Source organism: Pedobacter arcticus A12 (assembly GCF_000302595.1).
GTDB classification, from domain to species: Bacteria; Bacteroidota; Bacteroidia; order Sphingobacteriales; family Sphingobacteriaceae; genus Pseudopedobacter; species Pseudopedobacter arcticus.
Genome location: NZ_JH947127.1, coordinates 55,175 through 76,651 on the forward strand (window position 1 = coordinate 55,175; position 21,477 = coordinate 76,651).

The following is a 21,477-nucleotide window of genomic DNA, read 5'->3' on the forward strand; positions in this document are numbered from 1 at the left end:
TGTTATTCTTTGTTGTTCAAACCAGCCAAGAATTGTTCCAAATGATATTCATCCAAAATTAAAACCTCCCTGGCCTTGCTTCCTTCAAACGGACCAACTACGCCACAAGCCTCAAGCTGATCAATAATTCTGCCTGCTCTGTTATAGCCCAATTTCAATTTTCTTTGGATTAAAGAAGTAGAACCTTGCTGATGCATTACTATTAAACGAGCGGCATCTTCAAACATTGCATCCCTATCTTTCGGGTCAAAATCTTTGATGCTTCCACCATCAGCTTCGTCACCAACATACTCCGGCAATTCGTAAGCAGACGCATAGCCACGTTGTTCTCCGATAAAATCAGTCACTCGATCAACTTCTGGCGTATCTACGAAAGCACACTGCAAACGAATTAAGTCGCTTCCGGTTGATAAAAGCATATCTCCTTTACCAATCAACTGATCTGCACCGCCAGAATCTAAAATGGTACGTGAATCTATTTTTGAAGTTACCCTGAACGCCAATCTTGCTGGGAAGTTAGCTTTAATTGTACCTGTAATGATATTTACTGATGGCCGTTGCGTAGCCAAAACCAAGTGGATTCCAATTGCTCTAGCTAATTGTGCCAACCTAGCAATGGGCGTTTCCACTTCTTTACCGGCCGTCATCATTAAATCGGCAAACTCATCAATTACCAAAACAATAAAAGGTAAAAATTTATGCCCGTTATTCGGATTCAGCTTTCGCTTGATGAATTTCTCATTGTACTCCTTTAGATTTCTAACGCCTGCATCTTTCAATAAATCATAACGCTGATCCATCTCAATACATAAAGAATTAAGTGTGTTGATTACTTTCTTGGTATCAGTAATAATGGCATCGTCTTCTCCAGGTAACTTGGCTAAAAAGTGGCGCTCAATTTTCTTAAATAAGGAAAGTTCTACTTTTTTTGGATCCACCAACACAAACTTCAACTGCGAAGGATGCTTTTTATAAAGCAAGGAAACCAAAATGGTGTTGATACCTACAGACTTACCCTGCCCCGTTGCACCAGCTACCAACATGTGAGGCATTTTAGCCAAATCGGCGATAAAAACTTCGTTAGAAATAGTTTTACCCAAAGCAATTGGTAAATCCATGGTGGTATTCTGAAATTTTTCCGTTGCGATGATGGAACGCATAGAAACCATTTCGGGATGTGAATTCGGCACCTCAATACCAATAGTTCCTTTACCCGGCATTGGAGCAATAATCCTGATTCCTAAGGCGGCCAAACTTAACGCAATATCATCCTCTAAGTTTTTAATCTTAGAAATCCGAACTCCCGGAGCAGGAATAATCTCGTATAGGGTTACCGTGGGACCGATAGTCGCTTTTATTTTATCGATATCGATATTATAATTGCTTAAAGTCTCCACAATTTTATTCTTGTTGTTCTCTAACTCGGTGGTATCAACAGCTATTTTACCAGATCCATATTGTTCTAATAATTCTAGCGTAGGGTTTTTGTACGATGCTAAATCCAAAGTTGGATCGTAAGCACCAAATTGCTCCACCAAATTCTCAGACTTTATTTCGTCCTCTGTTTTTTCGATGCTTAGCGCTATTTCTTCTGGTTCAATAATTTCCAGTTCCTTAGCTTCTGGCTTTTTCACATCGTCAAAAACTGGCTTAACTACCTCTTCAAATCCATCGTTTTCTAAGGTATTATTTACTTCAAAGCTATTTTTAGCAGGTTCTGGTTCTACAACCTCTACTTTTGGAGGCAAAGGTGTATTCACAAAAGCAGGCCTTTTTATTTCTTCCCGAGCAACCGCTTGATAATCATTTTCAGCAATTTCTTCCTCTTCTTCCAAGTCAGCTGCGTAATTATCAGCTGCTGCTAAATCCGCATCAGCTAATGTATCGGGCTTCACTGCTCTTTCTGGCAGTTTAAAATCTATATTGTAAGCCATTACCAAACAGGCTAAACCGGCAAAAAGCAAAACACCTCCCACTCCTGCTCTACCTATCTGAGCTTCTAAAAGCATATTGGCATAGTAGCCAAATTCACCTTCTAAATAGTGCGGATATTCCGCAATAAAAGCGTGTAAAAAGGCTAAAGTAATTGATGTAAACACCAGTAAGAAAAAACAGTAAGCGAGTGTTTTAGGAATAGATACCAACTTAACCTTAAACAGTAAACGATATCCTAAAATGATGAAAATAAAAACAAAAATAAAGGACGCAATACCAAACCACTCAAACATAAATTGATGTGATAGCAAAGCACCCAGTTTACCCGCCCAATTTTGGATATTAGGATCTAAAACTCCGTTTGATTTAAGTTCTGCACTGGTTTTAAAAAAATTGCTCCAGCCACCGTTTGCATCTACTACATAGCTTTGGTCATCTTGCCAAGTAAAAATATACGAGGTAAATGATACCAAAAAGTATAAAGCCAGCAAGAGCAAAAACAACCCACTGATTTTTATAAACCTGTCGTTATTGAAATTTAATTTCGGAAAACTGCTTACAGTGCCTCCACCTTCAGATTTCTTTTTAAAAGGTTCGGCACCTGCTTTCTCCTCGCCCCTAAATGTATTTGCTTTAAATTGATTTCCTCTACCGAGCATTCTTAACGTATATTTTCACAACAAATATAATTTAATGATTAGGCTTTGCGAACAATAATCTCTTTAATTCTGGAAAACGTTCTGCCTTTTCTTTTAAATGCATTTTACAATTAAAAATTGAATAAAAACAATATATCCATACAAAGCCTATTAATTACCATTATTAACAGGAAGATTTGAATTGGCAGACTTTAAATATTCCACTTTCATACTTAAAAAGTACATTATATTTTTTTGAACTGTAATTTATTTATAATATTACTCTCTTAAACCACAAACATGCCAGCGGATTTGTTAGAAGAGTTAATTATTAATAGCGATAAGGAGGGAATAAGAAAAATGCTTTTAGAGAATCCGTCTTTAATAAACGGAAGTACCAGCCACGGTGTTTCACCCTTGATGCTGTCCTGTTTTTTCAACAAACCCGATATTACTCCAGTCCTTTTAGATTTTGTAAAAGAACTATCACTGTTTGAAGCCGCTTCTGTAGGTAAATTTGATGAAGTTGCACACCAAGTTTACCAACAGCCAGATGATATTAACAAATTTTCTGAAGATGGCTTTACCGCTTTGGGCTTAGCTTGCTATTTTGGCAAAGAAGAGGTAGCCCGTTACCTCGTTCTAAAAGGCGCAGAAGTAAATTTACCCTCAAAAAATGGCTTCAATGTTTTTCCGTTACACGCTGCAGTAGCTGGTAATTTTGTAGGCATCAGTAAAATGTTACTCGAAAATAGTGCAGAAGTAAACATTGTACAACAATCTGGATTGACTCCTTTGCATTCTGCTGCACAAAATGGCAATATAGAACTTATCATTCTTTTGCTAGAGAAAGGTGCCGATGTTAAAATTAGAATGGAAGGTGGTAAACTAGCATCTGATTTGGCGAAAGAAAAAGGTTACGACGAAATAGCTGATATCTTAAGCTAAACCGCCATTTTAGTTCTGAAGCACAACCTCTAAAATGTTAGCTTTACTATTTTTGCCTGCTTCATTTGAAATAAACATTCTACCATCTGGACTAAAAGTTAAACCTTCTGGTTGCGTAAAAATAGCTTTATCTAACATATAAAGCTTTTTTAGTTGACCATTAATCCCTAAAGTTAAAAGTTTAGGACGCTTACCTTCCAACACAAAAACATCGTTAGTTTTGGGGTTGATTGCAATTTCTGATGGATTTAAAGTTTTGTAGACTTTTTTATCCTTAAAACTTTTAAAAAGCGCTGCTTCCATCGAAATTTTAGTGAATATTTTTGTCTCTGCCTTTTCGGTATTCAAAGCGATCTGATAGATATTCTTGTATTGATCATCTTCGTCCCTTTCTTTTGGTATGCTTAACAATGAGTTGTTTTTCTGATCAAAAAATAATGATTCCATATTGTTTTTCGCAACGAACCTTGTTTGGCTTGCACTAACTTTTTTATTGCTGTTTAGGTAATTTTTGACGTGGTACAATAGCCCGTCGCTCCGCATTACATATGCATCTTTACCAACTACAGCAATGCCTTCATAATCTCCAGCTCCGGCAAAAGATATCTCTTTTACTATTTTCTTTTGCTTCAAGTCATAGATAAAGATTGTCCCCTGCTCATCTTGTACACATGCAATTAAATCATCAGCAACCCAGCTAATACCACTCACTTCATTTAGCTCAGCAGGAAGTTCCCAAGTATTGGTAATGCTATAATCTACTTTTAACTGCTCTTTGTTTTCCTGATGCCTTTTGTCAAAGGTAAATGCAGTGATAATGATTAGGGATACAAGAGCTATTGCGTATAATTTGGTTTTGTTTCTCATCTTCAGGTATTATTGTTAAACACAATGATAACACCCAATACTGGAAACATTTTGGATAAATATTGCCGTGAAACAAAAGCTAAGGAAAAACGACTATAAAATTGTGGATGGTGGAATAAGTATAGTTAAGCTGTAATTGATATTTCTGTGTAATGGCTTTTGCAATTGCTAAACCCAATCCGGTTGACCTTGAGTCTGTATTCATTTTTTCAAATCTCGAAAACAGTTTGTCATCATCCAATGCATGGTTTACGCCGTAATTACTCAGAATTAATTGCTTGCCTAAAATAACAATATTTATTGTCCCTTGTTTTACACCGTGTACAATTGCGTTCTTCATTAAATTCGTTAACATAATAATTGCTAAATCCTTATTCATTTGATACTGCAATTCATTTTTAACAACGATATTCAAAGTAGTGCCTTTATGCAACAGCAAATCTTCAAAATCCTGAGCGATATGATTAACTAAACTTTCAAAATCAACACGTTCCACTTCTACAAACTGCTGGTTTTCTATTTTAGAAAGTAATAAAAGTGATTTATTCAATCGGGTTAAACGAGCAAGGTTATCCAAAACAAAGCCTACGTCTTTAAGCTGTTCCTCAGTTAAGTCATTTTTTTCTGAAAAAAGTTCGAGCTTGTTGATGCTAATTGCTAAAGGAGTTTGTAATTCATGCGATGCATTCTCGATGAAATGCTTTTGGTTTAAATAACTTTTTCTCGACTTTTCTGTCAGCTGCTCCATGGTTTGGTTCAACAGTTCAAACTCGTCAATATCTGTTTTGTTAATTTTAAGGGTTGTTTCATTTTCAATACGGAAGCTTTTCAATTGATCAATTAAACTATAGAAAGGCTTCCAGATTTTACGTAGCACAAAGTTGTTTAATGAAACGATGCTGATAAGTATTAGAAGGTAAAGAATGATTAAATAAGTCGCCAGATTTTTGATCAAATCATCCTCCTCTACCATAGAAGTGATGATTTTAATTTTATAGTATGCTCCGCTATCTTTAAAAGTACTTTCAAAAACCCGTACCGGCTCATAGTCCTTTTCGTTTTGCATATACATCAAACTATCCCTATAGCTTTCTTCGAAATTATGATACTCCTGCTCCCCAATCTTTTCAATCACATGATTGCCTTTTTTGAAGTTTTGGTTTTCAAAAGCGCTTTCTATCAGTTCCGGATGTTCTAAAACCATCACTTTCTGATTTTCTAGGCCATCATCTAAACTATCATAAATTTCATCTAATAAAGCGTAATAAAAAATTACTGCCCAAATTGTAATCAATGGAACCAGTAAAATCAACAGGTATTTTGATGTATAATTTAAGAGCTTCATTTTACAAAATCCAGTTTATAGCCTATCCCATAAACAGCTTCAATGGTTAACGTGGCTTTTTCCAATTTCTTTCTAAGGTTTTTAATCTGCGAATATATAAAGTCGAAACTGTCAGCTTGGTCAATATGATCTCCCCAAACATGTTCTGCTAACGCTGCTTTGGTAACCAATCGAGATTTGTTAGTCATCAAATACAAAAGAATATCAAATTCTTTCCTATTTAAAACAATTTCTTCTCCATCTATATTCGTATTTCTGTTTTCAGGTTCTATCTGTAAATTACCTACTTGCATTAATTTGTTACCTTCAAAATACTTCCGCCTTAATACAGCTTTAACCCTTGCATGCAACTCCGCCATATGAAAAGGTTTGGCTAAATAATCATCTGCACCGTTATTAAGCCCAAACAGTTTATCATCTAAAGAATTTTTTGCAGATACTACAATTACAGCATCAGCTTTTTTCATAGTTTTCAATTTAGTTAGCAAATCAAATCCATTACCATCTGGAAGATTGATATCCAACAAAATACAATCATAATCATAGTTGCTGATTTTGTTAACTGCAACACTGTAGTCAGACGCAGATTCTACTGTATAATGCTCCAACTCTAAAGTCTGCTTCATATTTTCGAGCATTTGTGGCTCATCTTCAACAATTAAAATTTTCATAAAATCTGCATTTTGTCTACAATAATATAGGTTGTTTCTAAAAACAAATGGGAAAACACTATAACTTATATTTCTATGTTCCCAACTTATTCCAGTTTTAGCAAGTTCCTTTGAAGGAAATTAAACAAAAAATCATGAAAACATTAAAAATAGCAACCCTAATTACATTTGTAAGTTTGGCTGTAAATGCGCAAAACTTACCTACTTCACAAGTACCGCTCAAGGCGCTTACAGCTTTTGAAAACGTTTACCCTCAAGTAATAAATGCAGAATGGGAATTAAAAGGTGAAAATTATGAAGTAGAGTTTGAGATAGGCAGACTAGACCACGAAATCCGGTACAATAAAGAAGGGAAATTAATAAAGATGAAGAAAGAAATAGAAGCAAAAGATCTTCCGAAAAGTATCACTAACGCTGTAAAGGTTAAATATCCCAAATATAAGATAGACGAGATTGAGACTACTCAGTTTAATAGCAAAACAACTTATAAGGTTGAAATAGCACAATTTTTAGGTAAAGAAAGGACTTTGCTTTTTGAGCAGGCCGGCAAATTAGTGAGTGATTTAGCAAATTAATTTTACTTACTTTACAAATCAAAAGACCCAAATTCTGGGTCTTTTTTTAATTAAATATAAAAATGAAAAGCTTAAAGCGTTTTCTAGTTATTATTATAATGACGTTGGTTACCAAATCAAGTCTTGCGCAAAGCAACTTTACGGGTTATTTTATGCCCACTGTTACCCTAAACCATTCTTTAAGCAAAACCATTAGTCAAAGTTTTGAGATAGAAAACAGGAATTTTATTTTTCAAGAGAACGAACTAGATTTTAAGGTAAAACACCTTGAATTTGGTTACCAGGCTAAATATCGCTTAGGGGCAAACGAACATTTAGGGTTTGGAATAAGATACCGTACTGAGATGGAAGAAGGGGAAGAGAATGAACTACGCTTAATACAGCAGTATGAATGGAAAAAACACGATAAAGCCTTACTAAAGCATCGGATAAGGGTTGAAGAAAGAATTTATGATTCAAACGTTAAATTTCGCTTCCGTTATAAAGCTGGAGCAAGTTTTAAAACTAAGGTATTCTGTGATCAAGTTTACATTGCTAATGAGCTGGTTTTGACTATGGCAAAGCCGATTAAACCTAAGTATGAAAACCGGTTTTATGCGGAGGCCTCATGGGATTTATCTCCAAAATCGAAACTGATGCTGGGTGCACAGTATCGTTTAGAAAACTTTACGCACACTGCACATCATAATCTATTTCTAACTACGGGTTTAACCTTTGACCTTTAGTATAAAACAAAAAAAGCCCGATTAAACAGTAAATTTAACCGGGCTTTGTATTAGAAATTAATGTGTCTTAATCCTCGGAAAATACATGTCTAATATCCGGACGTAAGTTATAAGCTGATGCCATTACCTCTCCGTAGGCTCCCGCGGTTCTTAACGCAATTAAATCACCACGTTTAGTCTCGGGCATTGCTACATCTTTACCAAAACAGTCTGACGATTCGCAAATTGGTCCAACAACATCGTAAAGTATAGTGGAAGGTTGAAAGTTCAAAGTGGAGGAGTCAGCATCTTCTAACTTTTGACTTCCTACTTTTAACTTAGAAATATTTTCAATTTTATGATAAGCCTGATATAAAGCTGGACGCATTAATTCCGTCATCCCTGCATCTAATACGGCAAAGTTCTTTTTAATTCCGTTCTTGATATATAAAACCTTAGAAACCAAACTACTGCACTGAGCAACTAAAGCTCTACCTAACTCGAAATGAACTTCTTGATGAGGTTTTACTGTTAAAAAATCTGCGAAGATTTTAAAATAAGCTTCAAAATCTGGAATCGGGTTTTCATCGGGCTGTTGATAGTCAACACCCAAACCACCTCCTACGTTAAGTACCTTAACCGGCATTCCGCGTTCTTCAAACCACGCCTGCATTTCATTCACTTTAACACATAAACTTTTAAAAACATTCATGTCTAAAATCTGTGAACCCACATGAAAATGAATACCCAAGAAGCTTAAATTCTTAGACTTTTTAAGCATTTCAACAACAGCAGGTAAATCCCAAGAGTTTATACCGAACTTATTTTCATCTAAGCCTGTGGTAATGTAATGGTGCGTATGCGCATCAACATTTGGATTGATTCTTACAGCTACTTTGGCAGTTTTCCCTTTTGCTGCTGCCAGCTCATTAATTACCTCTAACTCTTGTATAGATTCTACGTTGAAAGCAAATATATTCTGATCTAAAGCGTAATTAATTTCACGATCAGACTTCCCTACCCCGGCAAAAACAACTTGTTGCGGTGTAAATCCTGTTTCAACGGCTTTTTTAACTTCACCGCCAGAAACACAGTCGGCACCAAAACCTTGCGCTTTTATGGCTGCTAAGACTTTGTCGTTAAAATTAGCTTTTAGCGCAAAATGTACATGGTAATTATATCGATTTGCAGCCTCAGCGCATGCTGTTAATGTACTTTTAAGTAGCGATAAATCGTAATAGTAAAAAGGTGTTTCTTTGTTTTCAAAAGAATCAACAATTTTTTGATTAAACATTTTAGTCATTCTTATTCAAATAAACGGTTGTGTAAACTTCTTAAAGTCTCTACTTTATCGTCAGTTTTCACTAAAAAAGAGATATTGCAATTGCTACCTCCGTATGAAATCATTCTTAGCGGAATATGCTTTAAAGAATCGAAAACGCGAGCTGCAAAACCGTGTGAACTGGCGCCTAAATCTCCTACTACACAAATAATTGATTGGTTAACATCAACTTCTACAATTCCAAAATCGCTCAGTTCTTTGGTGATCTCACCTAAATAACGGGTATCATCAATAGTTACAGAAACCGCAACTTCAGAGGTAGTAATCATATCGATTGGCGTTTTGTAACGCTCAAATACTTCGAATACGCGGCGTAGAAAACCGTAAGCCAATAACATCCGGCTACTTTGAATTTTAATCGCGGTAATGCCATCTTTGGCTGCAATAGATTTAATTTTACCTTTTTCGCTTTCAGAAGATATCAATGTACCAAAAGCTTTTGGATCCATGGTGTTTAATATCCTAACCGGAATCTTGTACTTCTGTGCTGGAAAAACAGATTGCGGATGCAAGATTTTAGCTCCAAAATAGGCCAACTCTGCGGCCTCATCAAAAGACAAATTGGCAATTGGTTTAGTGCCTTTAACAATACGAGGATCATTATTGTGCATACCGTCAATATCTGTCCAAATTTGAACTTCATCGGCTTTTATACCCGAACCGATTAGCGACGCAGTATAATCACTGCCTCCTCTACGTAAGTTGTCAATCTCGCCGAAAGCATTTCTACAGATAAAACCTTGGGTAATAAAAAGATTCACATCCTTAGCTTCATCAAGCATTGGTTGCAAATGTTCTGTGATGTAATCAACAACTGGCTCGTTATCCTCGTCAGTCTTCATAAAATCTAAAGCCGGCAACAATACCGATGGCACATTAATTTCCTTTAAATAAATATGGTAAAGTGTGGTGGACAACAATTCTCCTTGGGCTAAAACTACTTTTTCCTCAGCAACGGTGAATAAGTCGTTAGAAAAAGCATAAAGAATATCAAAATGATAATCAATTACCTCTTTTCCTTGAGCTAAAAACTCAGGCTTATTTAGCAGTTCTTTTATAAAAACCTCGTATTTATCCTGTAGCGTTTTAATTAATTCGTTGGCCTTCTGTTTATCTGAGGCTAAAAATGCCTGAGAAATTTCAACTAAATTATTTGTGGTACCAGAAACTGCCGACAGAACCACAATCTGCTTCTGTGTTGGATCAATGATATCCAACAATTTTTTCATCCGCTCTGGACTACCTACAGATGTGCCTCCAAATTTTAAAACTTTCATTATTTGATATGATAAATCGTGATTTTTATATTGTTTTTAAACGCGGGCTAAAATAGCTAAAAGCTTTATAAAACACAGAAGGAAAAGCCAATAATATTAAGGTCAAAATAATTTTATCAAGAGATACTGAATTGTTGGTTTTAAAACCAAGATTTTGGTATACCGTATTATTTAGATTTTAGAATACTGACTTAGGATCTAAAATTGTAATTATTGAACGCTTGTTAGGGACACTAAGTTCAGAAAAAAGAATGTACAAAAAATTGTCCGAAATCTAATAATTTATCGTAAGTCCCGGTTTCTATTCTTTTCTTGCTTCCACCACTGCTTTATCTCTGCTATCCTTGCTTTGTCTATTTTGCCACAAATAGTCAAATTAAATGGATATTCTCTTCCGTTTTTATACGCTTCTAGAATAACAATTACTTGCCCTCCAATTGTTGAATTTTCAATTAACTCCACGTAAGGAGATAGTGGTGAGGTTATACATTTTGCAGGCTCAATAGAACTCATCAAACTAATTAAGCTGTCAATTTCATTTGCTTTTACCCAGTCTGTAGTAGTTTGAATTCCCCCAACTGTCAAAGTTCTAATAGGTTCTTTCGAATTGATTTGTTCTAATTTGAGTACTTCTAAAAACTCGAAAACTGTTAAATTACGTATGTTGATAAAGTTGGATTTCAATACCTTTTTATACTTCTGATTCTGTCCATAAGCGGTTATAAAGATCAAGATTGCGAGTACCGTTAATGGTATTTTCATTTGGCTTTTGTAAAATCAGAATTAACAATTAATAAAATCTAAGCAATATTAATCAAATCATAAAAGTTTCACCTTCTTGTGCTAGGTAAGTATTTGGAAATACTTCTTTTGCTTCCAACAACATTGGTGTTAAATCACGGTAACGGGCAGAAAAATGACCGATTAATAATTTTTTAACTGACTGCTTTTTTGCAAGCTGCGCAACTTCCAATGAGGTTGTATGGAAAGTTTCTTTCGCTCTATCAACCATGTCATGCATAAAGGTAGACTCGTGATAAAGTGTGTCAACACCTTCTATGTGAATATCATAAGAACCGTCCGCAACTGTATCAGAGCAATATGCGTATGTTTTAGGCTCGTCTGGATCAAAGGTTAAATCTACTGCCTTGTGTGTCACTCCATTTCCGTCCACAAAATCTATCCCTTTTTTTAGCAGCGCATAATACTGTTGTGGAATATTTAACTCTTCGGCTTTTTCCTTATCGATTTTACGGAGTCTTTCTTTTTCTTTAAAAATAAAACCTGTGCAAGGTATCCGATGGTTTAAAACGAAAGTTTCAACTATTAAATCATTCGTTTCTAATATAATAGACCGCTCTTTAACTTGTGTAAAGTGATAAGCGATCTCAAATTTTATAATGGTTCCAGAGTACTTGAACTGCAACTCCAAAATTTCTTGAATTTCTGGTGGTGCATACAGGTTTAAAGCCTTTGTTCTGCCGTTTAAATGCATGGAAGAAATCAGCCCAATTAAACCAAAGAAATGGTCACCATGTAAGTGGCTAATAAAAATATGATCTATTTTATGATACTTTATTCCATAACGAAGCATTTGCTGTTGAGTGCCTTCACCGCAATCAATCATCATTAGCTTTTCGTTAATATTTAGTATCTGGGAAGTAGGGTTTCTATGAAATATAGGGGTCGCAGAACTACTGCCCAAAATCGTCACCTCAAATTTCATACGCTTGTATATTTCTCGGAGGGCAGAAAATTAGCCTCTCTTCAGTTCTTTCTCGATCTCTTCCATAAAGATAAGATCAATTGCTTCTTCTACGCTAGGCACAATAGTAATTACATTATCTAACTGAGAGATGTTAATTAACCTAGAAACGGCGTCGTTAATCCCCGTTAAAATGAACACACCTTCTGCATTTTTACACAAACGATGTCCCACTAAAAGACTGCTCAAACCGCTAGAATCGGCATATTTAACCTCAGACATATCCAAAATAATATTTCGTTGTCCTTCGGTATTTGTTAGAATCAATTCCGACTTCAACTTGGGCGAAACCAAAGAATTCAGCTTCGTTTCATCAAGTTTAATCAAAATGTATTTGTCGTGTTTATCTACAGTAAATTTCATATAACAACTTATTTGTCTAAGTTACTTTATTTTCTTTTAAAAAAAAATATAATATTAAAGCGCTTTTAACGCCGATAAAATATTTGTTTCCACCCTTTTATAAACGTTATCGGCATCTTCTTTCAAAAATTCCTTCCCGGTTATTTTCTCGTAAAGCTCAATATATCTAGCTGAGATGGAAGCAACTTTATCAGCATCCATCACAGGAACTTGCTGCCCTTCTTTGCCTTGAAAACCATTTTCGATTAACCATTGACGAACAAATTCTTTAGAAAGTTGCTTTTGTGATTCGCCTTTATCCTGCAGTTCCTGGTAGCTATCTTTATAAAAATATCTTGAAGAATCTGGCGTATGGATCTCGTCGATTAGGTAAATAACATCACCTACTTTTCCAAATTCGTATTTCGTATCTACCAAAATCAAACCTCTTTCGCCAGCAATTTCGGTTCCTCTTTGGTATAAAGCTCTTGTATATTCCTCTAGTTTCAAATAATCTACTTCACTTACAATGCCTTTTGCTAAAATATCCGCTCTTGAGATATCCTCATCATGCCCTACAGACGCCTTGGTAGTTGGAGTTATAATTGGTTCTGGAAGCTTATCATTTTCCTTTAAACCTTCAGGCAATTTAACACCGCAAACTTCTCGCTTACCCATTGCATACTCTCTGGCAGCATGACCAGCTAAATATCCTCTAATAACCATTTCTACTTTAAATGGCTCACATATTTTACCGATAGTTACGCTTGGATCTGGTACGGTAACTACCCAGTTAGGTACAATATCTTTAGTTGCTTCTAAAAAAATAGCGGCAATTTGATTCAGCACTTGGCCTTTATAAGGAATAGCCTCTGGCAAAACCACATCAAAGGCCGAAATCCTATCGCTCACCACCATAACCAAATACTGGTTATCAATAGTATAAACGTCTCTAACTTTACCCTTATAAAACCCTGTTTGTTTAGGGAATTTGAAATTTGTTTCTTTTATTGCTTGCATTTTTATGGAGTTGAAAGTTGAAAGTAAAAAGTAGAAAGCTAATGCCTTTAAATTTTGACTTTCAAAGTCCGATTTTCACTTTAAACTTTTAACATTAAACTTTTAACTTATTGGATATCCCCGTAAGCTTCTAAAATTTTAACCACCAATTTATGGCGAACAACATCTTTACCACTTAGGTAAATCACTTCAATTCCTTTAATACCTTCTAAAATTCTTAAAGCATTAAATAAACCCGACATCTGCTTTTTTGGTAAATCTACCTGCGTAACATCGCCTGTAACAATAAACTTGGCAGAGGGCCCCATACGTGTTAAAAACATTTTCAACTGCATTTCGGTTGCGTTCTGCGCCTCGTCCAAAATTACAAAACAATTATCCAAAGTACGACCACGCATAAAGGCTAATGGTGCAATTTCAATTGTTCTGTTTTCTAAATATTGCCTCAATTTATCTGGCGGAAGCATATCGTCCAGCGCATCATATAGCGGACGCAGGTAAGGATCAATTTTCTCCTTCATATCGCCGGGTAAAAAACCTAAATTCTCCCCTGCCTCAACTGCCGGACGCGTTAATATAATCCGTTTTATTTCTTTGTTTTTCAATGCCCGCACCGCTAAAGCAACCGCCGTGTAGGTTTTACCTGTACCAGCCGGGCCAATGGCAAAAAGCACATCGTTTTTCACAATACTGCCCACCATTCTGCGTTGGTTATCGGTTCTGGCTTTCACCATAATCCCGTTAGGACCAAAAACAATAACCTCTGAGCTAGATGCAACCGCATTGCTTTCGCCACCTTCTGCCGTTTCTGGTTTTGGCAACGGTCTGGCGTTTTCTCCTAAAATAGATTCAATATCATTGGTCGATAAATTCTGATATTTATCGAGATGATTGATAATTGCGGTAAGTTTAGTGTTAAAATGAATCAACTCTTGCTCGTCGCCTAAAACTTTTACCTCATCACCCCTGGCAACTACTTTAAGTTTTGGAAAAGAACGTTTTATTAACTCAAAATACTCATTATTGGGTCCCCAAAGTACCGCTGGGTTCACTGCTTCTAAAGTAATTTTCAGTTCGTTCAATGTATAGTTTTTATGTTTCTGATATGAATGTGGATTAAAAATTTAATATTTGTACTGTTAATCCTGTGATACAAGATTAAGAATAAATATTCATAATATTAATGGCAATTATTACTTTAACCACAGATTTAGGTTATAAAGATTTTTATCAAGCGGCGTTGAAAGGCAGTATTTTGAGTACTTTGCCTTCTGTTAATATAATTGATATTACCCATGAGATAGAGGCTTTTAATATTTCGAAAGCTGCCTTTTTATTAAAAAACTGCTACCATTATTTTCCAAAAAATACGGTTCATTTAATTGGGATTGATACCGTTTACAGCGCTTCGAATAAATATTTAGCTGTAAAATATCGCGATCATTTTTTTGTAGGCTCTGATAACGGTATATTTTCCTTAATTTTTGAGGAAACGCCACAAGAAGTTGTTGAACTAAATATTTTACAGGATTTAAAATTTTTACATTTCCCCTTAGCAGATATTTTTGTAAAAGCAGCCTGCCATTTGGCTTCCGGCGGTAGTTTAAAAGAAATTGGTGTAAGCACTTTTGAGATTGAGGAGAAAATGAATTTTCATCCAGTGATTGAAAAAGACAGTATAAAAGGAAGTGTGATTTTTATTGATTCTTTTGAAAACGTGATTACTAACATTACAAAAGATCTGTTTAACAAGGTGCAGGCTGGCCGAAATTTTGAACTGCATTTTAAACGTGGCGAATCTATCAGTCAATTGAGTTGGCATTACGATGAAGTAACGGAGGGCGATAAATTGTGTTTATTTGGTATTTCAGATCATTTAGAGATTGCTATAAATAAAGGTAACGCTAGTGGTTTACTGGGATTAAAAGCCAATGACACCATTTTAATTGAATTCTCAAACGATAAGAATCCTTAGTTAAGCAGTTGCTACAAATTTGAACAACATCAGTAAATAAAATAAAGCTGAAAATTGAAAATAAACCGAAAATGAAATTATTAGTAATTACCTTATTAACAATATTCACACTGCCGGCGTTTTGTTTCCAAAACTCAGATAGCTTGGCTTATCAGTTACAGCGGAATAAAATAAATGGCATGCTGGATTCGCGGGTTGCCAAGTTTGGACAGTTTACCGAAAGCCTTAACCAAAAAACTGGCATTTTTGGTTTCAAAACAAAAAAAGACATGCAAAAAAGCATGGATATTTTGAAACAGATTATAGAAACGGATAATGCTATTTTAAAAGAGACCAAAACATTGTTGGATTTTAAAACCTACCAGCAAGAAAAAGTTGTATCAGAATCCAAAGAGTCTGAAGGTAGAAACATTGGCTATATGCGTACCATCAATAAACTGCAAACACAAAACGACACCTTAAACAAAGATATACAGGAGTTTAAACACGGAAAAAGGTTTTATCAGCTTGTGTCCTTCGCACTAGCCTTAGCTATCATTGGTTTAGCTCTGTTTGTGTTCCGTAAAATTTCGGCTAAATCAAGGCTATAACTCAAATTATATCTTAGTTTTGCAGCCATTGTTTTTGGGAGAGCGTTTTTCCCTATTTACATAACACCCTATAAATGGCCAGAAACGGATTAAACAGCAGCTCCACTCCTGCTCAAGAGTTTACAAAATCAAAAATCAATAAAGAAAACATCCAGAAAATAAGTGCTTTACTAGCGTACATAAAGCCGTATAAAAGCAAATTTATGTTTGGGATGGTGTTTTTGCTATTATCAAGCGTTGTGGGCCTCGCTTTCCCAGCTATTATACAGGTGATGGTTGATGTAGCAACAGATAAAGCCCCCAAATATGGCTTACCCAACTCTATCAATCAAATTGGTTTAATTGCGTTTGGCATCTTGTTTATTCAAGCTGTTGTGTCTTTTTTTAGGATTAGGCTATTTGTGGAGGTTGCTGAAAAAGCACTGGCAGATATTAGAAGAGATACCTATTTTAGGATGATTACTTTACCAATGAACTTTTTCGCAAATCGTAGAGTTGGAGAACTTAATAGTAGAATATCCTCCGACTTATCGCAGATACAAGATACTTTGACCACCACTTTAGCAGAGATGATTCGCCAAGTTATTTTATTGGTTGGTGGTATCGCAATCTTGGTTTACGTATCTGGCAAATTAACTTTATTTTTATTAGCCATAATGCCAGTTGTTGTAGTGGCTGGTATTTTCTTTGGGAAAGCTTTGCGCAAGATTTCAAGAGATGCACAGGATAAATTAGCAGAATCAAATACCATTGTTGAAGAAACTTTACAGGGAATATCAAACGTAAAAGCTTTTGTTAACGAGGCTTTTGAGGCAAGCAGGTACGACAAAAGCTTACGCGAAGTGGTGAAAATTGCATTGAAAGGCGCCAATTACCGTGGGTTATTTGCTTCCTTTATTGTTTTTTGCCTATTTGGAGCTATCATGGGCGTTTTATGGTACGGATCATTTCTAGTAAAACAGGGCGATTTATCTGTAGGTGATTTATTAGCTTATATATTCTACTCCTTTTTTGTTGGAGCGGCTATGGGAAGTTTCCCAGAAATGTACGCCAACGTTCAAAAAGCCATTGGTGCATCGGAAAGAGTACTGGAGATTTTGGATGAAGAACATGAGCCCATTTCAATGGATCCAAAAAACAATGAAATCAAACATGTTTTAAACGGCGATATCAGTTTCAAAAATGCTTTTTTCAGCTATCCATCTCGTCCGGATATTGCTGTACTAAACGGCGTTTCTTTTGAAGCCAAAGCAGGAGAAAAAATTGCTATTGTTGGTCCATCTGGTGCTGGAAAATCGACTATTGCTGGCTTAATCTTACGGTTTTACAATTTACAAAGAGGTTCAATTTTATTTGACGGACATTCCATCGAAGATTTGGCGGTAACCGATATCAGAAATCAGGTTGCCATTGTACCACAAGACGTGATTTTATTTGGCGGAACCATCAAAGAAAATATTGCTTACGGAAAGCTCAGCGCAAGCGATAAAGAAATTGAAGAAGCTGCTAAAAAAGCCAATGCACACCAATTTATTTCAGGTTTTCCAGAAGGTTACGAAACTGTTGTTGGAGAACGTGGTGTTAAATTATCCGGCGGACAAAGACAGCGAATTGCCATAGCAAGAGCTTTATTGAAAGATCCGGTTATTTTAATTCTGGACGAAGCTACCTCGTCTTTAGATTCTGAATCTGAAAAACTGGTACAGGAAGCTTTAGAAGTTTTAATGAAAGACAGAACATCTATCATTATCGCTCACCGTCTTTCAACCATTAGAGAAGCCGATAAAATCATCGTTTTAGACCACGGACAGATTGTAGAAAGTGGCACACACAAAGAACTATCGCAAATACAAGAAGGTTTATACAAACGCTTGAGTTCTCTGCAATTTGAATATCAAAATTAGCGGTAAATGAAATTAACAATTTGGGGCGCAGCCGAACAGGTGACTGGAAGTATGCACCTGTTAGAAGTTGATAATTACCGTATTCTGGTTGATTGCGGGCTAAATTATGAAGGGGGAATTGAGTTATCAGCCAATGAAAACTTTCCATTTTCGCCAGCTGACATCGATTTAGTGGTTTTAACCCATGCACATATAGACCACAGTGGCAATATACCCACCTTGATAAAAAACGGTTTTATGGGTCAGGTTTTATGTACCTATCCCACGGCAGACTTGGTTCAGCTTCTACTTTCTGATTCCGTAAATATTTTTATGCGAAAGCAACAGGAAAAAAAGCGGAGCAGGGGAAAATTCAAGAAAAACAGATTCATAAATCACAACCAGCCTTTATACCTCCAGAAACATGTAAATGATACCGCGGAAAGAACGGTAGCTATTGCTTTCAACAAGCCTTTTAAAATCAATAAAGACATTACGCTAAGGTTGGTTGCTACTGGGCATTTGTTGGGTGCTGCCGCAGCTCATTTTACGTTAAACGACCAAGGGACAGAAAAGACGATTGCCTTTACAGGCGATATCGGACGCAAAAATTACCCAGTTTTAAATGATGCAGAGTATCTGCCAGAAACTAATTATTTAGTTTGCGAATCAACTTACGGCGGACGCTTCCATACCACCACAGACACTTTACAAAACACATTAATTAAAGTGATTACCGAGGCTTGTATTGACCAACCCGGCAGGTTAATTATTCCTGCTTTTAGTGTAGGTAGAACGCAATCTTTGGTGTTTTCGCTAAATAACATTTTCTCAACAGGTCTGCTGCCACCTATCCCTGTTTTTGTGGATAGCCCAATGGCCACTACCGCAACAGAAGTTTACAGAAAACACCACAAATACGTAAGCAACGAAGCCAAATCTTTTTATAAGCAACATGGTAATGAGTACGAATTTGAAAATCTCAACTATGTAAAAGAACTAAAAGAGAGCAAGGAAATATCAAACCACTTTGAGCCTTGTATCATTATTTCTTCTGCTGGGATGTTAGAAGGTGGCCGAATTCAGGATCATCTTTTCAGAAATATCGAAAACTTTTATGCTACCCTACTATTTATTGGCTTTTGTGCAAAAGGCACTTTAGGTCATAAGTTATTACGTGGCGATTCTTTCGTTAACATCAAAGGCAAAGAGCTTTCCGTAATGGCTACCATAAAAAAAACGGATTTACTGAGCGGACACGGCGATCATTCCGATATTATGGAATACGTTACAAAAATCCCCAACCGTTCTTTAAAAAGGGTTTTCTTGGTACACGGTGAACCTGAAAGTATGGAAGCTTTAAAAGTTAACATGGAACTTAACAAACTGGAAGTTACCATTCCACAAAAAGGCGTTTGTTTTGAGCTTTAAACAATAGAATATTTAAGATATTCTTCTTACAAAAAAACTTTCTCTTAACAAAAATCTAAATTTATCATAGCCAATACATCGTCATTAAGCCACCGGTAAAAACATCTTCAAATCATCTACCATTAAAGGTTTATTAAGAAAGCCTTTTACGTTTTCGTACGTAGAAGCTTTAATGCGATCTTGCGGATTGATTGAGGAAGAAACGATAATTACGTTATGATTTAATAACAGATTTCTCATTTGACCTAAAAACTCCCAAGCATTCATCTCAGGCATGTTAATATCCAAAAGAATAAGATCTGCTTTGTTTTTTTCTAAATATTTCAGCGCTTCTTTTGGGTTATTAAAAGATAAGCGCTCTATATTTCTATTCACTTTCTCAATCATCCTGCTATTAAGCATCGTTACAATAGGTTCATCATCTATTAAAATGATGCGTTTGATTTCCCTATCGTCATTTTTATTGAATTCCATTTTCTGATTGTCTGATATTAACTTACTTAATACATGAATTATATTATCTAAGATTTCTGCTTGGTTTTGGATATTTTTAAAGAGGTATTTTACCTTTGAATAATCTTCAGAAACTTCGTCATCTAAATCATCAATTAAACTGGAAAGCCCCAAGATATTAGTTAATGGAGCTCTTAATTTATGTGAAGTGAGGAAAGCATACTCTTGTAGGGTTTTGTTTTTATCTACAAGAGCAACATCTTTACTCTTTTTAGAAGATATGTTTCTGATAATAACAGACACACCTAACAACCTATCCCCTAGTCGGACGGGATTAAACTGAAATTCGAGCCATGTGGTGCTATTTATGGAAGCATTGAAAAATTCTATTTCCTCGGCATGCGCCTTCTTCTCTATCGCAACTTTAAAACTTTTAACGAATTTCTTTTTATACTCATCAGGAATATAATCCAAAATATTTGTATTTTGAGCTAAGACAGCAAGCGTTTGTTTAGTGTAAACTTTTTGAATGCTTTTGTTAAAGAAAAGAATTTTATAGTCGGGGCTAATTAATATATAATACTCACTAACCGCACTATCTAGAACAGCTTTAAGTTCTACTACGGTTAATGACATTTCATCGGATTCTTGCATATAAAATCGAATTCTTAATGGTATCGCTTACTTTCATTTTTAGAATATTTAGGTAGAGGATTGCTCCAAAATTGTTTAATACATTGAAAAATAGCCTAACATAAGCCCAATAGTTTTAACGGCATAAACATTGCATGCAATTGCAAGAAATAGTCTCGACGAATCTAACTATTAAATCATAACAATGCAAGAAATAACGTCAAAAAGAATTCTAGGAAAAAGGTTAAAATCCTTAAGAGTTCAAGAGCAACTATCTCAGGAAGAGCTTGCTAAGATATTAGAAATTTCAAGAAGCAATTATTCACAGATAGAGTTAGGAAAGCAATACCCCACATATCAATCGTTAAATTTACTTTGCAAATATTTCGAAAAAGATTATAATTGGATTTTAAATCCCAACGATACGGAAGTTAAAAGTTTAGTTAAGGTTTCTTTACAAGAAATGATACCAGGTCAGCAGCATAACGTATTTCCTTTTATTGACTTGGTTAGCGCAAACGCTCAAAAAAAATACATCAATAAATATAACGACTCCACTTTTATCGAAAAGCTTCCCAAAATATCTTTCCCTATCAACGACTCGGAAACTGAACTAAGAGCTTTTGAAGTCGGCAAAAATCTTCCAAATTTAAATCTAAAAAAAGGTGACATCGTTATTGGCTCTAAGGTAGCACAGCTTCAGAACATTAACCTAAACTACCTTTATATAATTCATAATACCGAAAAACTGCAATTCAGCAGATGTGCATATAACTTAGCAAATGCTCAATTATTACTGATTGACAAATTTAAAAACGAGCAGCTGAACCAATCAGAAGTTATTGAATTATGGCAAGTTACCTCCAAATACTCTTCGAACTTTGCTGTAGAAGAGCAACAGCTAGAACTACAGACTGAAAAATTTGAGCATATCTTAAATGATCTGAGAAACGAGATTATCCAACTAATTGCGCTTCATCCCAAAAAAAATGGAGTACATCAAACTTAATCGTCTGTATTAACCAGCTAATAACATATTTACTACCTAAACAATTATCAATAATTGCTTTTATATAAATTCCA

The 21,477-nt window shown here is 35.5% G+C and carries 20 protein-coding genes; 8 read left to right on the forward strand and 12 right to left on the reverse strand.

Annotation, left to right across the window (positions count from 1 at the left end):
* Positions 1–2: 2 nt before the first annotated feature.
* Positions 3–2,594: a DNA translocase FtsK gene (locus B176_RS0111800; RefSeq protein WP_017259020.1), complete on the reverse strand. Its 2,592-nt coding sequence runs from the start codon at positions 2,592–2,594 to the stop codon at positions 3–5.
* 279 nt (positions 2,595–2,873) lie between these two features.
* Between B176_RS0111800 and B176_RS0111805 the strand changes: the two genes are divergently transcribed.
* Complete coding sequence (locus B176_RS0111805; RefSeq protein WP_017259021.1) at positions 2,874–3,521, forward strand: ankyrin repeat domain-containing protein; 648 nt, start codon at positions 2,874–2,876, stop codon at positions 3,519–3,521.
* 9 nt (positions 3,522–3,530) lie between these two features.
* Here the strand turns inward: B176_RS0111805 and B176_RS0111810 are convergent, their stop codons facing one another.
* The 3 genes from B176_RS0111810 to B176_RS0111820 form a co-directional block, all read right to left on the reverse strand.
* Positions 3,531–4,388 (reverse strand): SdiA-regulated domain-containing protein, encoded by an 858-nt coding sequence (locus tag B176_RS0111810; protein WP_017259022.1) that lies wholly within the window; start codon positions 4,386–4,388, stop codon positions 3,531–3,533.
* Between the two features lie 79 nt (positions 4,389–4,467).
* Positions 4,468–5,733, reverse strand: a complete 1,266-nt coding sequence (locus B176_RS0111815; protein WP_017259023.1) for a sensor histidine kinase — start codon at positions 5,731–5,733, stop codon at positions 4,468–4,470.
* Positions 5,730–6,404 (reverse strand): response regulator transcription factor, encoded by a 675-nt coding sequence (locus B176_RS0111820; protein WP_017259024.1) that lies wholly within the window; start codon positions 6,402–6,404, stop codon positions 5,730–5,732. The genes B176_RS0111815 and B176_RS0111820 overlap by 4 nt, the downstream gene beginning before the upstream one ends.
* Positions 6,405–6,538: 134 nt before the next feature.
* Between B176_RS0111820 and B176_RS0111825 the strand changes: the two genes are divergently transcribed.
* Both B176_RS0111825 and B176_RS0111830 read left to right on the forward strand, forming a co-directional pair.
* The gene (locus B176_RS0111825) at positions 6,539–6,979 is read left to right on the forward strand and encodes a PepSY-like domain-containing protein (protein WP_017259025.1); all 441 of its coding nucleotides are present in this window, start codon (positions 6,539–6,541) and stop codon (positions 6,977–6,979) included.
* Between the two features lie 62 nt (positions 6,980–7,041).
* The gene (locus tag B176_RS0111830; protein WP_017259026.1) at positions 7,042–7,704 is read left to right on the forward strand and encodes a DUF2490 domain-containing protein; all 663 of its coding nucleotides are present in this window, start codon (positions 7,042–7,044) and stop codon (positions 7,702–7,704) included.
* 67 nt (positions 7,705–7,771) lie between these two features.
* On the opposite strand, the gene lysA is transcribed toward B176_RS0111830, so the two are convergent.
* From lysA to B176_RS0111865, 7 genes are all read right to left on the reverse strand, one after another.
* Positions 7,772–8,977 (reverse strand): diaminopimelate decarboxylase, encoded by a 1,206-nt coding sequence (gene lysA / locus B176_RS0111835; protein WP_026063295.1) that lies wholly within the window; start codon positions 8,975–8,977, stop codon positions 7,772–7,774.
* A gap of 11 nt (positions 8,978–8,988) precedes the next feature.
* The gene (locus B176_RS0111840; RefSeq protein WP_017259028.1) at positions 8,989–10,302 is read right to left on the reverse strand and encodes an aspartate kinase; all 1,314 of its coding nucleotides are present in this window, start codon (positions 10,300–10,302) and stop codon (positions 8,989–8,991) included.
* Positions 10,303–10,584: 282 nt separating this feature from the next.
* Positions 10,585–11,064, reverse strand: coding sequence for a hypothetical protein (locus B176_RS0111845; RefSeq protein ID WP_017259029.1), 480 nt, complete (start codon positions 11,062–11,064; stop codon positions 10,585–10,587).
* Between the two features lie 52 nt (positions 11,065–11,116).
* Positions 11,117–12,028: a ribonuclease Z gene (locus B176_RS0111850; RefSeq protein ID WP_017259030.1), complete on the reverse strand. Its 912-nt coding sequence runs from the start codon at positions 12,026–12,028 to the stop codon at positions 11,117–11,119.
* A gap of 30 nt (positions 12,029–12,058) precedes the next feature.
* Entirely contained in the window at positions 12,059–12,430 is a 372-nt protein-coding gene (locus B176_RS0111855) for an STAS domain-containing protein (RefSeq protein WP_017259031.1), read from the reverse strand.
* A gap of 54 nt (positions 12,431–12,484) precedes the next feature.
* Entirely contained in the window at positions 12,485–13,429 is a 945-nt protein-coding gene (locus B176_RS0111860) for a phosphoribosylaminoimidazolesuccinocarboxamide synthase (RefSeq protein ID WP_017259032.1), read from the reverse strand.
* Positions 13,430–13,536: 107 nt separating this feature from the next.
* On the reverse strand, positions 13,537–14,511 hold the full coding sequence (locus B176_RS0111865) for a PhoH family protein (protein WP_017259033.1): 975 nt from the start codon (positions 14,509–14,511) through the stop codon (positions 13,537–13,539).
* Between the two features lie 101 nt (positions 14,512–14,612).
* Between B176_RS0111865 and B176_RS0111870 the strand changes: the two genes are divergently transcribed.
* The 4 genes from B176_RS0111870 to B176_RS0111885 all read left to right on the forward strand — a co-directional run bounded on the left by B176_RS0111870 (position 14,613) and on the right by B176_RS0111885 (position 19,308).
* Positions 14,613–15,404 (forward strand): SAM hydrolase/SAM-dependent halogenase family protein, encoded by a 792-nt coding sequence (locus B176_RS0111870; RefSeq protein ID WP_017259034.1) that lies wholly within the window; start codon positions 14,613–14,615, stop codon positions 15,402–15,404.
* A gap of 71 nt (positions 15,405–15,475) precedes the next feature.
* Positions 15,476–15,994, forward strand: coding sequence for a hypothetical protein (locus B176_RS0111875; RefSeq protein WP_017259035.1), 519 nt, complete (start codon positions 15,476–15,478; stop codon positions 15,992–15,994).
* 74 nt (positions 15,995–16,068) lie between these two features.
* Positions 16,069–17,898: an ABC transporter ATP-binding protein gene (locus tag B176_RS0111880; RefSeq protein ID WP_017259036.1), complete on the forward strand. Its 1,830-nt coding sequence runs from the start codon at positions 16,069–16,071 to the stop codon at positions 17,896–17,898.
* Between the two features lie 6 nt (positions 17,899–17,904).
* Positions 17,905–19,308, forward strand: coding sequence for an MBL fold metallo-hydrolase RNA specificity domain-containing protein (locus B176_RS0111885; protein WP_017259037.1), 1,404 nt, complete (start codon positions 17,905–17,907; stop codon positions 19,306–19,308).
* 84 nt (positions 19,309–19,392) lie between these two features.
* On the opposite strand, the gene B176_RS20310 is transcribed toward B176_RS0111885, so the two are convergent.
* Positions 19,393–20,415: a response regulator gene (locus tag B176_RS20310; protein WP_017259038.1), complete on the reverse strand. Its 1,023-nt coding sequence runs from the start codon at positions 20,413–20,415 to the stop codon at positions 19,393–19,395.
* A gap of 184 nt (positions 20,416–20,599) precedes the next feature.
* Here B176_RS20310 and B176_RS20315 point away from each other — a divergent pair, with 184 nt between their 5' ends.
* Positions 20,600–21,403, forward strand: coding sequence for a helix-turn-helix domain-containing protein (locus B176_RS20315; protein ID WP_017259039.1), 804 nt, complete (start codon positions 20,600–20,602; stop codon positions 21,401–21,403).
* Positions 21,404–21,477 lie beyond the last annotated feature (74 nt).